Annotated in this window: 11 protein-coding genes; 1 reads left to right on the forward strand and 10 read right to left on the reverse strand. The window is 67.2% G+C overall.

What is annotated here, in order from left to right:
* Positions 1–6: 6 nt before the first annotated feature.
* The 7 genes from ABCN56_RS07440 to ABCN56_RS07470 all read right to left on the reverse strand — a co-directional run bounded on the left by ABCN56_RS07440 (position 7) and on the right by ABCN56_RS07470 (position 7,932).
* The gene (locus tag ABCN56_RS07440) at positions 7–2,451 is read right to left on the reverse strand and encodes a GcvT family protein (RefSeq protein ID WP_343081450.1); all 2,445 of its coding nucleotides are present in this window, start codon (positions 2,449–2,451) and stop codon (positions 7–9) included.
* A 4-nt stretch (positions 2,452–2,455) separates the two neighbouring features.
* Positions 2,456–3,352 (reverse strand): homocysteine S-methyltransferase family protein, encoded by an 897-nt coding sequence (locus tag ABCN56_RS07445; protein WP_343080175.1) that lies wholly within the window; start codon positions 3,350–3,352, stop codon positions 2,456–2,458.
* On the reverse strand, positions 3,349–5,787 hold the full coding sequence (locus ABCN56_RS07450; RefSeq protein WP_343080176.1) for a GcvT family protein: 2,439 nt from the start codon (positions 5,785–5,787) through the stop codon (positions 3,349–3,351). The genes ABCN56_RS07445 and ABCN56_RS07450 overlap by 4 nt, the downstream gene beginning before the upstream one ends.
* 3 nt (positions 5,788–5,790) lie before the next feature.
* Positions 5,791–6,414: a LysE family translocator gene (locus ABCN56_RS07455; RefSeq protein ID WP_343080177.1), complete on the reverse strand. Its 624-nt coding sequence runs from the start codon at positions 6,412–6,414 to the stop codon at positions 5,791–5,793.
* 11 nt (positions 6,415–6,425) lie between these two features.
* Positions 6,426–6,998: a helix-turn-helix domain-containing protein gene (locus tag ABCN56_RS07460; protein WP_343080178.1), complete on the reverse strand. Its 573-nt coding sequence runs from the start codon at positions 6,996–6,998 to the stop codon at positions 6,426–6,428.
* Between the two features lie 108 nt (positions 6,999–7,106).
* Positions 7,107–7,562 (reverse strand): GAF domain-containing protein, encoded by a 456-nt coding sequence (locus ABCN56_RS07465; RefSeq protein ID WP_343080179.1) that lies wholly within the window; start codon positions 7,560–7,562, stop codon positions 7,107–7,109.
* Between the two features lie 52 nt (positions 7,563–7,614).
* Positions 7,615–7,932: an HNH endonuclease gene (locus ABCN56_RS07470; RefSeq protein WP_343080180.1), complete on the reverse strand. Its 318-nt coding sequence runs from the start codon at positions 7,930–7,932 to the stop codon at positions 7,615–7,617.
* A 77-nt stretch (positions 7,933–8,009) separates the two neighbouring features.
* Between ABCN56_RS07470 and ABCN56_RS07475 the strand changes: the two genes are divergently transcribed.
* Positions 8,010–9,200, forward strand: a complete 1,191-nt coding sequence (locus ABCN56_RS07475; RefSeq protein WP_343080181.1) for a TIGR03862 family flavoprotein — start codon at positions 8,010–8,012, stop codon at positions 9,198–9,200.
* Between the two features lie 77 nt (positions 9,201–9,277).
* Here ABCN56_RS07475 and ABCN56_RS07480 read toward each other — a convergent pair whose 3' ends face one another.
* The 3 genes from ABCN56_RS07480 to ABCN56_RS07490 all read right to left on the reverse strand — a co-directional run bounded on the left by ABCN56_RS07480 (position 9,278) and on the right by ABCN56_RS07490 (position 12,088).
* Positions 9,278–9,862 carry a c-type cytochrome gene (locus tag ABCN56_RS07480; protein ID WP_343080182.1) on the reverse strand — a complete coding sequence of 195 codons (585 nt, stop codon included), beginning with the start codon at positions 9,860–9,862 and terminating at the stop codon, positions 9,278–9,280.
* On the reverse strand, positions 9,862–11,121 hold the full coding sequence (locus ABCN56_RS07485) for a PQQ-dependent sugar dehydrogenase (protein WP_343080183.1): 1,260 nt from the start codon (positions 11,119–11,121) through the stop codon (positions 9,862–9,864). Before ABCN56_RS07485 ends, ABCN56_RS07480 begins: the two co-directional genes overlap by 1 nt.
* 379 nt (positions 11,122–11,500) lie before the next feature.
* Positions 11,501–12,088: a glutathione S-transferase family protein gene (locus tag ABCN56_RS07490; protein WP_343080184.1), complete on the reverse strand. Its 588-nt coding sequence runs from the start codon at positions 12,086–12,088 to the stop codon at positions 11,501–11,503.
* Between the last annotated feature and the right edge of the window lie 28 nt (positions 12,089–12,116).

The following is a 12,116-nucleotide window of genomic DNA, read 5'->3' on the forward strand; positions in this document are numbered from 1 at the left end:
TTCGGATCAGGCTTTGACGCGTGCGCCTTCGGGATCGTACATCGGCTTCAGCGAGACCTCCGCCTTCACCCGCCGCCCGGCCACGTCGATCTCGTAAGCCGAAGCGAGCATATCCGCCGGGCTCTCCCCCGCGCAGGGCACGTAGCCGAGGCCCATCGCGCCGCCGAGGTGGTGACCATAGGCACCCGAGGAGAGGTGCCCGACGATGCGGCCGTCGCGGATGACGGGTTCGTTGTGGTAGAGCATCGCGTCGGCCTCGGTCAGGCGGAACTGGACGAGGCGCTTCGAAAGCCCCTCGTCGCGCTTGCGGAGAACCGCGTCGCGGCCGATGAAATCGGCCTTCGCCGTCTTCACGGCAAAGCCGAGCCCGGCTTCGAGGACGTGATCCTCGCAGGTGATGTCGTGGCCAAAGTGGCGGAATGCCTTCTCGATCCGGCAGGAATCCATCGCGTGCATCCCGGCGAGCTTGAGGCCGAGTGATGTCCCAGCCTCGCGCAGCGTCTCGAACACATGCGCGGCCATGTCGGCAGAGACATAGACCTCCCATCCGAGTTCACCGACGTAGGACACCCGGTGCGCCCGGGCGAGACCGAGACCGACCTCGATCTCCCGCGCGGTGCCGAAGGGGAAGGCGTCGTTCGAGAAATCGTCGGGGCTGACTGCGCGCATGAGGTCGCGCGCTTTCGGGCCCATGACGGCCAGAACAGCTTCGGCGGGAGTAACATCGGTCAGGACGACGCGGGCCTCTCCGACGTGGCGGGCGAGCCAGGCCTGGTCGGCGCGGCGCGTCGCGGCGGGCGTGACGACGAGGTAGACGGTTTCGGAAAGCCGCGTGACGGTCACGTCGGCCTCGATCCCTCCGCGGTCGTTCAGGAACTGCGTGTAGACGATGCGTCCCGGGTCCACGTCCACCTCGTTGCCGCAGACGCGGTTGAGGAAGGCCATCGCGTCCGGACCCTCCACCCGGATCTTGCCGAAGCTCGACATGTCGTACATGCCGACCCCGGTGCGGATCGCCGCGACCTCGGACTTCGTGTTCTGGAACCAGTTCTGCGGCCCCCAGGAATAGCGGTATTCCCGTGGCTCGCCGGGCTTGGCGTACCAGTTCGCGCGTTCCCAGCCCGCGAGTTCACCGAAGACCGCGCCCTCGGCGTCAAGCTGGGCGTGGAAAGGCGTGCGGCGGATGCCCCGCGCGGTGGCTTTCTGCCGGTAGGGGAAGTGGTCCGCGTAGAGAAGGCCCAGCGACTCCGTCGCGCGTTCGGCGAGGTAGCGGCGGTTGCGCTGGAACGGCTGCGCCCGCGCGACGTCCACATCGCCCACGTCGAAGGGTTTCTCGCCCGTCTCCATCCACTCGGCCAGCGCCATGCCCGCGCCGCCCGCGGACTGGATGCCGATGGAGTTGAAGCCCGCCGCGACCCAGAAGCCCTGAAGCTCGGGTGCCGGGCCGAGGTGGTAGGAGTTGTCCGGCGTGAAGCTTTCCGGCCCGTTGAAGAAGGTGTGGATGCCCGCGGTTTCCAGAAGCGGGATGCGGTTGATCGCGCTTTCGAGGATCGGCTCGAAATGGGCGACGTCCTCGGGCAGCTGGTCGAAGCAGAAATCCTCCGAAATGCCCTGAAGACCCCAGGGCTTGGCCTTTGGCTCGAAGGCACCGACGAGGTACTTGCCCGCGTCCTCCTTGTAGTAGGTGCATTCGTCCGGAACGCGCAGGACCGGCTGCGGACCGAGACCGGTGATCGGTTCGGTGACGATGTAGAAGTGCTCGCAGGCCTGCAAGGGCACGGTGACCCCGGCCTTTCGGCCGATCTCCGCCCCCCACATGCCGCCGCAGTTGACGACATGCTCGGCCTCGATATGGCCCTTCTCGCCGCCCGCTTCCCACTCGACGCCGGTCGCGCGGCCGCCGTTCCGGGTGACGGCGGTGACCTTCACGCCTTCGACGACCTTCGCGCCACCCATCCGCGCGCCCTTCGCCATGGCGAGCGCGATGTTGGCGGGGTCGCCCTGCCCGTCGGTCGGAAGCCAGACGCCCGCGACCACGCCTTCGATGTTGAGGTTCGGATAGCGGTCCTTGACCTCGGCGGGAGAAAGTTCCTCGACCGGCACGCCGAAGGCGCGGGCCATCGCGGCGGAGCGGAAAAGCTCCTCCTTCCGCGCCTCGGTCAGCGCCACCGAGATGGAGCCGACGCGGCGGTAGCCGGTGGCGACGCCGGTTTCGGCCTCGAGCCCGGCATAAAGCTCGGCCGAATACCGCGCGAGGCGGGTGAGGTTCGCCGTGGCGCGAAGCTGGCCGATGAGACCCGCCGCGTGCCAGGTGGTGCCGGAGGTCAGCTGCTTGCGTTCGAGAAGGACGACGTCCTTCCAGCCGAGCTTCGTCAGGTGATAGGCGACCGAGCAGCCGACGACGCCGCCGCCGATGATGACCACGCGGGCCTTGGTGGGTAGATCCATGATGTCCTCAAACGATCTGATGCCCTGCGGCGCGGAGCCGGCGGGCGATTTCGGCAATATGGGCGGGTGTCGTTTCACAACAGCCGCCGATGATGGTCGCGCCCATCCCGACCCAGCGCATCGCGAAGTCGGCATAGAGTTCGGGCGTCATCTCCGGCCGCGCCTCCAGCGCGTCAACGGTCGGGCTGTCCTTCAGGAACTCCTTGGTGATCTGGCGGAAGCCGTTGGCATAGGCCCCGAAGGGAAGACCGATCTTCACGAGTTCCCGAAGCGCGGCCTCCATCGCCTCGGGCGCCGAACAGTTCGCAAGAACCGCGTCGGCCCCGAGTTCGCCGACGATGGCGGCAAGGCCAGCAACCGGCTCGCCGGAGCGGAGCCGCGAGCCATCCTCGTCGTCCACGGTGACCGAGAGCCACACGGGCTTGCCAAGGCCCCTAGCGCCCTCGAGAACCGCGCGGGCATGGGCCAGCGACGCCACCGTTTCTGCCAGGAGAATGTCGGCATGCGGCGCGAGAAGGCGCGCGACTTCCGCGTATTTCGCCACCGCCTCGTCATGCGGCGGAAGCGTCTCGGGCCGGTAGGAGGCGACCAGCGGACCGAGCGACGCCGCGATCCGGCCCGACCCGTGCGCGTCGCGCGCGGCCCTGGCTTCGGCTACGGCCTGCATGTGCAGGGCCTCGAACCGGTCGTCGATCCCGAACTTCACCAGCCGGTCGTGGTGGATCGCGTAGGTGTTCGTCGTGGCGATGGTCGCGCCGGCCGCGAAGTAGTCGGCATGGACAGCCTCTACGAGGCCCGGATGGTCGATCATCACCTGCGTGGACCACAGGGGCGTCGGCGCGTCGCCCGACCGGGCGACGAGTTCCTGCCCCAGTCCGCCGTCGAGAAGCGTTACCCGCGTCATGCCCGGATCCTTTCGTTCGCCGGATCCCAGAGCGGGCCGTCGCCCTTCACCTCGGCGGGCACGCGTTGGCCGTAGATCTCGACCTCGAGCTTCGTTCCAGGCTCGGCAAGGTCCGTCCTGAGCATGCCCAGCGCCACGCAGGCGCCCACGCGGTAGCCCCAGGCGGCGGAGGTGATCTCGCCCACGATCCGCCCGTCATGCCAGAGGTTGGCCATGTAGGGCGGGTCGGTCTCCGGCGCGTCGACCGTGAGGGTGACGAAGCGTTTGCGGACACCGCTTTGCTTCTCGGTCTGAAGAGCCGCCTTGCCGGGGAAATCCTTGCCCCAGTCGATGAAACGCTCCAGCCCGCCTTCCAGCAGCGAATAGTCGGTCGACAGATCGCCCTTCCAGGCGCGGTAGCCCTTTTCGATCCGCAGGTTGTTCAGCGCCCACATGCCGAAGGGCTTCGCCCCCGCCGCCGTGACCGCGTCCCAGATCGCGGGCGCGTCGGCGATGGGGCAATGCACCTCCCAGCCAAGCTCGCCCGCGAAGGACACGCGGATGAGCACGCAGGGCACGCCACACACCTTCGCCTCCTGCACCGAGAGCCACGGCAGGCTCAGGTCTGCGTCCGTGTGAGGCGCGAGGATGTCGCGGGCCTTCGGGCCGGTGACGAGCAGGCATTCGTACTTGTCCGACCGGTCCGCGATCGTGATGCCTTCCGGCGCCTGGCGGGAAAGAAGCTCGCCATCATGCCATTGCGCGACACCTGCGGTGATGAGCCAGATCTCGTCCTCAGACCGCGGGATCACCGACATCTCGGTCACGATCCGGCCGCGAGCGTCCGGGAAATAGGCGAGGCCGATGCGGCCCTCCTTCGGCAGGCGCGAGGCGGAAAGGCCATCCACGAAGCCCCGCGCATCCGGGCCTTCGACCGCAATGCGCGAAAAGCCCGAGATCGCCAGCACCCCGCAGCCGTCACGGACGGCGGCGCATTCCTCGGCGATCCGGTCCTCCCACGGGCCTGCGCGGTCCCAGGTCTGGGTCGCTTCCCACGAAGTATCGTCGCCCGGTTTCGCGAACCAGTTGGCGCGTTCCCAGCCGTTATAGGCGCCGAACACCGCGCCCGCGTCCTTCAGCCGCGAATGAAGCGGCGACAGGCGCTTGTCCGCACCGGCGGGCCAGCGGGCGTGGGGGAAGTGCATGCCGTATTCGTGGCCGTAGACCTCCATCCCCTTGGTGACGCAGTAGTCGTGGTCGGCGTATCCGGTGAACCGGCGCGGGTCGCAGGACCACATATCCCATTCGGTCGCGCCTTCCGTGATCCATTCGGCCAGCACCTTGCCCGCCCCGCCCGACTGGGCGATGCCGAATGTGAAGACGCAGGCCTCGAACGCGTTCGGCACGCCGGGCATCGGGCCGATCAGAGGGTTCCCATCCGGCGCGTAGGGGATCGGGCCGTTGATGACCTTCTGCACGCCGACCGTTCCCAGAAGCGGCACCCGCGCCATCGCGTCGGAGATGTAGTGCTCCAGCCGTTCCAGATCGTCAGGGAAAAGCTGGAACGAGAAGTCCTCGGGCATCGGATCGGACGGGTCCGCCCAATGCGCGCGGCAGGCGCGTTCGTAGGGGCCGAGGTTGAAGCCCGCCTTCTCCTGCCGGAGGTAGTAGGACACGTCCACGTCCCGCAGGAGCGGCAGCTTGTGGCCGACCTCCTTCGTCCATGCGGCGATTTCCGGGACCTCGTCCGTCAGGAGGTACTGGTGGCTCATCACCATCATCGGCACGCGCCGTCCGCCGTGGGGGATGAACCACTCCCCGACCCGCTGCGCGTAGTAGCCGGCCGCGTTCACCACGATCTCGGCGCGGATGTCGCCCTTTTCGGTATGGACGATCCATTCCCCATTCTTGCGGCTCACGCCCGTCGCCGGGCAGTGGCGCAGGATCGTCGCCCCCATCTCCCGCGCGCCCTTGGCAAGGGCCTGGGTAAGCTGGGCGGGGTCGATGTCGCCATCCGCCGGGTCATAGAGCGCGCCCTGGAGGTCATGGAGTTCGAGGAAGGGATATTTCGCGCGGATCTCGTCCGGCCCCAGAAGCTCCAGGTTCATGCCCTGGTAACGGCCCATGCCCATGGCGCGCGCGAACTCCTGCATCCGCTCGCGGCTATGGGCAAGTCGCACCGAGCCCGTGACGTGGTAGTTCATCGGGTAGTCGACGGCCTGCCCGAGCCCCCGGTATAGCTCGGTCGAATAGCGCTGCATGTTCATGATCGACCACGAGGTAGAGAAGGTCGGCACGTTCCCAGCCGCGTGCCAGGTGGACCCGGCCGTGAGTTCGTTCTTCTCCAGCAGCACGCAATCCGTCCACCCGGCCTTGGCCAGGTGGTAGAGCGATGAGGCGCCGACCGCGCCGCCGCCGATGATCACCACTCGGGCCGTGGTGGGAAAGTCTGCCATGTCTCACTCCGTTGCGAGTTTCAGTGCGAGGCCGCCGAAGACAACGGCGGCGACGCGGTTGAGGATGGAAAGCCGGGCGGCGAGGGCGCTGCCGAGAACGCCTGCCAGCACCCCGTAGCCTGCGGTTATGATCGCGCCTGTCGCGGCGAAGATGGCGCCCAGAACCAGGATCTGCTGCCAGAGGGGGCCGATGGCCGGGTTCGTGAACTGCGGCAGGAAGGCGATCAGGAAAAGAACCGGCTTGGGGTTGAGGACGTTGCTGAGGATGCCGCGCGCGAAGGCCCGCCGGGGGTGGGTCGCGCCACGCTTCCCGGACGAAGCCGCTGGCGCGGTCCAGGATTTCCAGGCGAGGAACAGAAGGTATGCCGACCCGGCCCACTTGATCGCGTGAAGCGCGCCCGGGTTCGCCGCGATCAGCGCCGAGAGGCCCAGTGCCGCGAGGCCCACGTGAAACGTCACGCCGAGCCCGACGCCGATGCCCGCCGCCGCCCCCGCACGCGGCCCGCCCTGCAACCCCGAGGCCGTCGCGAAGAACACGTCAGGCCCCGGCGCGAGATTGAGGACGATGCCCGACAGCGCGAAGGCGATCACGCTCTCGGGTGGGAAGGTCAGGAAAACGTTCCACATTCCAGGCCGCCTCAATAGACCGGGGGCGCGATCACCCAGATCACGACCGCTGGTTCTTCATAAGGATTGGCCCAGGAATAGGGCTCGCCCCGAATGCGGAAGGAATCTCCCGGCCCGACGATGAAGGAACGGCCCCCGATCGTGATCTCGAGCCGGCCGGAAACCAGGTAGCCCACTTCCTGCGTTGGCCGCGCAACCCCTCGGGACAGCGAGGCACCTGGCCTGAAAGTGGAATGGACGACCTCGAAAGCGTCGGTCAGGTCGGGGGAGAGCAGCTCCTCCACCAGCCCCGCCTCGGCCGAACCGATCGGGCGGCGCGCGCCGGCGCGAACGACGATCCCGTCCTCTCCGTCCACGACCGCCGCGCGGCCGAAGAACAGCGACAGGGGGACCTCGAGGATTGAAGCGATCTGACGGAGATCAGCGATTCCCGGCACGGATAGGTCGCGTTCCACTTGGGACAACCAGCCAACCGACCGCCCAAGCCGGTCGGCCATTGCCGCAAGCGTCAGCCCGCGCGCCTTCCTGAGCGTCCGCAGGTCGGAGCCGAGGCTTTTGGGCCGGTTGGTGTCTCTGTGCGGCACTGGCGTCACGTGAAATTTTAGCGGTTTTTTTCACGCTGGCATGATTCGCGCGACTTCGCAAGCGCGGCGTGTGCTGACGATTTGATCGGCTTCTCAGGCAAGTGACCGTCAGAGGCCGCCGAAGACGGAGTCCAGGATCGTGGACAATCCGTCGCTGTCCTCCTCCGTGAAGGCGGCGGGAAGATCGCTGTCTATGTCGAAGACACCGATAAGCCGCCCGCCCTTTCCGAACACCGGAAGAACGATCTCGGACCGCGTGGAGGAAGAGCAGGCGATATGCCCGGGAAACGCCTCCACATCGGGAACGAGCTGAACCTCCCCCGTGCGGGCCGCCGCACCGCAGACGCCGCGCGAGAACGGGATCACGAGACAGCCATGCCCGCCCTGGTAGGGCCCGATCTTGAGAAGTTCGGGGCCGACGACCCGGTAGAACCCCGTCCAGTCGAAGCGGTCGTCGGAATGGTGCACCTCGCACGCGACGGTCGCCATAAGCGCGACCTCGTCGGTCTCGCCTTCGGTCAGGCTCGCGATCGTGGCGGCGAGGGTAGGGTAGTCCACCTTCATCATCGTCTCACGGAGGATCGGTGCGCCAGTTGAGCCTTACGGGAAGGTGCCGTCAAGCGGGGCCTCGCGCTCCTTTCCGGCGGCGCCCGCCGGGCGTGCGGGACCGGAAGTCCGGCGGCCGTTTCGCGACCCAGCCGATGAATTTCGCGAGCCTCGGATGGTCGCGCAGGGCCTCAACCGTGGAAAAGCCGCGCGCGATCTCGCTTTCGCTCAGCGTAGCGTGGATCTCGTTGTGGCAGATCTGGTGCAGGAGAACCGTCGCGCCGCCCTTGCCGCCCCTGAGCTTCGGGACGAGGTGATGGAGGCTCTGCGGGACGTCCGGCGGGATCGGCCGGCCGCAGAGCGGGCAGATCGGATCTTCGTCATCCATGCGTACGGTCGCCCCTTGTCTTGGTCCGGGCCAGAGACGAGGATGGCGCCCGGACGGCGGAAGGCAAGGGGGCGCGCGTGACGGAAGCCTTGGTGATCGGCGCGGGGCCCGCGGGGCTGATGGCCGCCGAGGTCTTGGCACGCGCCGGGCAACGGGTCGTCGTGGCCGAGGCGAAGCCGACGCCCGCCCGGAAGTTCCTCATGGCCGGGAAGTCGGGCCTGAACCTGACCAAGGACGAGCCATCAGAGGCTTTCGCCGCGCATTACGACGCGGGCTGGCTGAAGCCGATACTTGCCGAATTCGGGCCGGCCGAGGTCATGGACTGGGCGCGCGGGCTTGGCGAGGAGGTCTTCACCGGCTCCTCGGGGCGCGTCTTCCCGGTGTCGATGAAGGCCTCGCCCCTCCTCCGCGCCTGGCTCACCCGCCTTGCGGCGGCGGGTGTGGCACTTCGCACGCGCTGGCGCTGGACCGGGTTCGACGACGGGGGCCTCGTCTTTGAAACACCCGAAGGGCGCGTCGTGGAGCGCCCCTCGGTCACCATCCTCGCGCTTGGTGGCGCAAGCTGGGCGCGGCTCGGATCGGACGCGGCCTGGGTGCCGCGGCTGGCCGGAAAGGGTGTGGAGATAGCACCGTTCCGGCCCGCGAACGTTGGCTTCCGGGTCGACTGGTCCCCGCAGATGGAGAAACACTTCGGCCAGCCGGTCAAAGGCGTCGCGCTGATCGCCGGGAACCGGCGCGAGAGGGGGGAGTTCGTGATTTCCGCGCGGGGGATCGAGGGCGGCGGGATCTATGCCGTGTCCGCCGCGGTCCGGGACGGCGCGCCGCTCGCGCTCGACCTCCTGCCCGACCGCAGCCTCGCCGAGGCGACGGGGCGCCTCTCTCGTCCAAGGGGCAAGGAGACGGTCGCGAACTGGCTTCGGAAAACGCTGAAGCTCGATCCGGTCAAGATCGCGCTTCTGCAGGAATTCGGGCGCCCGTTGCCCTCGGGCCCCGCGCTGGCGCGGCTTCTGAAGGCGCTGCCCGTCCGCCACGCGGGTCCGCGCCCGATGGACGAGGCGATCTCGACGGCTGGCGGCGTTACGCGGGAAAGCCTGTCCGATGAGCTGGAGCTCAAGGCGCTGCCCGGCGTCTTCGCCTGCGGCGAGATGCTCGACTGGGAGGCGCCGACGGGGGGCTACCTGCTGACCGCATGCCTTGCCACGGGACGCTGGGCCGGGCGCGCCGCAGCGGCTTCTCTTGCAGGCGCTTCGGAAGGCCAGGAAGACTGACTAAAAAGAACCCGCGCGCCTTGAAAAGCGCGCGGGAGTCGTTCTGCGGTGAGGGGAGCTCAAAGCCCCGCAGCCGGCTACTTGACCGGAGGAATGTCCAGCTTTATCGCCGCGTACCAGTCCGCCGCCGCGTTCATGTCGGCATCCGAAAGCTCCGCCGCGATGCCGGTCATTGTGTCGTTCACGCGCTTCCCGGTGCGAAAGGCCTTCAGCTGCGTTTCAATGTAGACGACGTTCTCGCCGGCGAGGTTGGGCGCGTCCTCGATCAGCGCGATGCCGTCCGCCCCGTGGCACCCGACACAGGCCTCCGGGGCCATGTCCTCGGTCGCCCCGGCGGGCAGCGTGGCCGTCACGCTCTGCGACGAAAACCAGGCGGCCAGATCGGCGATCGACTGATCGTCGAGCGCCTTCGCCACGACCGACATCATCTCATGCTCACGCGTGCCATCGCGGAAAGCAGTGAGCTGGTGAACGATGTAGAGCGGATTCTCGCCCCCGATATGCGGCGCGATCGGGATCTGCGCGAAGCCGTTGAGGCCGTGGCAGGTGCGGCACTGGCCGGCCTTCTTGCGCCCGGCCTCCGGATCGCCCGGAAGTTCTTCGGCCAAGCCGGCCTGGGCGAGGAGAACCCCGCCCAGACCAAGGATCAATGCAAGACGCATCAATTGCCCTCGTACGAGATCCGGTAGAGCGCCCCGGCGAGGTCGTCGGAGACGAGGATCGACCCGTCACGCAGCTGCGCGACGTCGACCGGGCGGCCGAGATATTCGCCGTTCTCGTCGATCCAGCCTTCGGCGAACGGCTCGGAGGTAGCGTTGCCCTCATCGTCGATGAAGGTGACCATCACCCGCGCGCCGACCGGCGTCGTGCGGTTCCAGGACCCGTGCTGCGCCGAGAAGATGGCGTTCTTGTACTTCTCCGGGAACATGTTGCCGGTGTAGAAGGTCATGCCGAGGTCCGCGGCATGGGCCACCATCTCCACCGCAGGCATCACGACGTCGACCGGCACTTCCTGGCCCGCATATTCGTTCGTGCGAACGTCACCGCCGCCGTACCACGGATGACCGAAGTTCTGGCCCATCGCCGTCTGGCGGTTGAGTTCGCCCGGCGGGATGTCGTCACCCATGCCGTCGACCTGGTTGTCCGTGAACCACAGTTCGCCTGTGACCGGGTGGAAATCGTGCCCGACCGAGTTGCGGATGCCGTAGGTGTAGACCTCGCGCCCCGTTCCATCGAGGTTCATCCGGATCATGCCGCCGATACCGACCTTGCTGTAGAGGTCGAGCTTCTCGGGCGGCGCCACGTTGAACGGCTGGCCGAGCGAGATGTAGATCTTGCCGTCCGGCCCGATCTTGCAGACCCGCGCGGTGTGGTTGAAGCTTTCTTCTTCCGGCGGGATCAGGTCGCCCTGCTTGACGAGGTTGAAGGCCGCGACGTCAGGGCTTTCGTAGAAGAACTCCGCCGCCGGGAACAGGAGAACCCGGTTCTGTTCGGCGATGTAGAGGAAGCCATCCTTGGAGAAGCACGGCCCGTTCGGGATCGAGAAGCGCAGCGACGGTGCGAAGTCCTTCACCTCGTCCGCGACGCGGTCCTTGTTGCGGTCGGTCACGGACCAGACCTTGTCCTTGCGCGTGCCGACGAAGGTGACGATGCCCTGCGGGCCGACGGCCATGTGGCGCGCATCCGGCACGACGGCGTAGAGTTCGATCTTGAAGCCCGGCGGCATCTTGATCCGCTCGAGGTTCTTCTTGATCCCCTCGGCATAGTCGCCGCCCTGCTCGACAAAGGTGAAGTCGGTAACCCCCGTGGTCTGGAAGGCCGAAAGCTTTTCCAGGTTGTCAGGCACGTCGGTTTGCGCCTGCGCCTGCGCCAAGCCCGTAGAAAGCGCCAGCGCGGCGATAGAAGAAAGCAGATATCTCATCAAAATTCCTCCCTTGGTTGTACGTGATTCGACGCGTTTTGGGGATGGCCGCCTGCGTGTCGCGCAGACCACCCGTCGGACCAAGGCGGTTCCGGTCAGAAAACCTCACCGGAACCCACGCAAGGACCTTACCCCGAAGCAGTGATCCGGGGCCTTAGCGCAGCTTGGCCAAGAAATAATTGCCTGATTGCCTGCTTGCACGCCTCCCAACATGCCCCCGGCTCTGGTAAACGTAAATAACCAATTTCCCCTGAGTCAACGATTTTCTCCGGCGTCCACGGTAAAATCCCGCAGCGCCGGACACGGCGCGACCGGAGCGGCCGCGCCACGATCAGGAGAACAGAGAGAAAGGACGGATTTCTTCCGGGAGTTGCGCGGCTCAGAGCGCCATTGCGCGCTTGAAGGCGGGGCGTTCCCGCATCCGCTGGAGGTAGTCGGAAAGCCGATGCTCCACGATCGGGAACTTGGCCGCCAGCGCCCAGTTGCCGCAGTGGGTGAGAATGATGTCGGGCACGGTCATGGTGTCGCCCATGACGAACGGCCCCTCGCCCATCCTGTGCACGAGCGTCCTCTGGCTCCGCTCGAATTCCCAGCGCAGCGTGTTCTTGATCGCGGCGTGCCTGAGTTCTTCCGGCAGGACGAAGGAATGCCGCGCCGCCATCCACAGCGCAGCGTCGAATTCGTCGAGGAGAAACTGGGTCAGGCTGTCCTGGCGCGCACGGTCGAGCGTGCCGGCCCGGTAGGTGAGTTTTCCGTGCTTGTCGGCCAGGTACTGGATGATCGCTGTCGAATCGGTGATCGGCGTCCCGTCCTCGATGAGCACCGGAACCTTGCCCGCGGGGTTGAACTGCACGACGCCCTCGGACTGCGGCTGGGCCGGGATGTGTTCGTAGGGCTGCCCGAGTTCCTCCAGCATCCAGAGCACCCGCGCCGCGCGGCTCTTCACGGTTCCGATCACGGTGTACATCACGGGCCTCCCCAAAGCTCCCGGAGAC

It is taken from the genome of Ostreiculturibacter nitratireducens, assembly GCF_032670585.1.
GTDB classification, from domain to species: Bacteria; Pseudomonadota; Alphaproteobacteria; order Rhodobacterales; family Rhodobacteraceae; genus Ostreiculturibacter; species Ostreiculturibacter nitratireducens.

Bases quoted from the DNA above. Each gene is read 5' to 3' on its own strand.
- ABCN56_RS07490 (WP_343080184.1), bottom strand. From the start codon at position 12,088: ATGTACACCGTGATCGGAACCGTGAAGAGCCGCGCGGCGCGGGTGCTC.
- ABCN56_RS07465 (WP_343080179.1), bottom strand. From the start codon at position 7,562: ATGAAGGTGGACTACCCTACCCTCGCCGCCACGATCGCGAGCCTGACC.
- ABCN56_RS07470 (WP_343080180.1), bottom strand. From the start codon at position 7,932: ATGGATGACGAAGATCCGATCTGCCCGCTCTGCGGCCGGCCGATCCCG.
- ABCN56_RS07485 (WP_343080183.1), bottom strand. From the start codon at position 11,121: ATGAGATATCTGCTTTCTTCTATCGCCGCGCTGGCGCTTTCTACGGGC.
- ABCN56_RS07480 (WP_343080182.1), bottom strand. From the start codon at position 9,862: ATGCGTCTTGCATTGATCCTTGGTCTGGGCGGGGTTCTCCTCGCCCAG.
- ABCN56_RS07445 (WP_343080175.1), bottom strand. From the start codon at position 3,352: ATGACGCGGGTAACGCTTCTCGACGGCGGACTGGGGCAGGAACTCGTC.
- ABCN56_RS07455 (WP_343080177.1), bottom strand. From the start codon at position 6,414: ATGTGGAACGTTTTCCTGACCTTCCCACCCGAGAGCGTGATCGCCTTC.
- ABCN56_RS07450 (WP_343080176.1), bottom strand. From the start codon at position 5,787: ATGGCAGACTTTCCCACCACGGCCCGAGTGGTGATCATCGGCGGCGGC.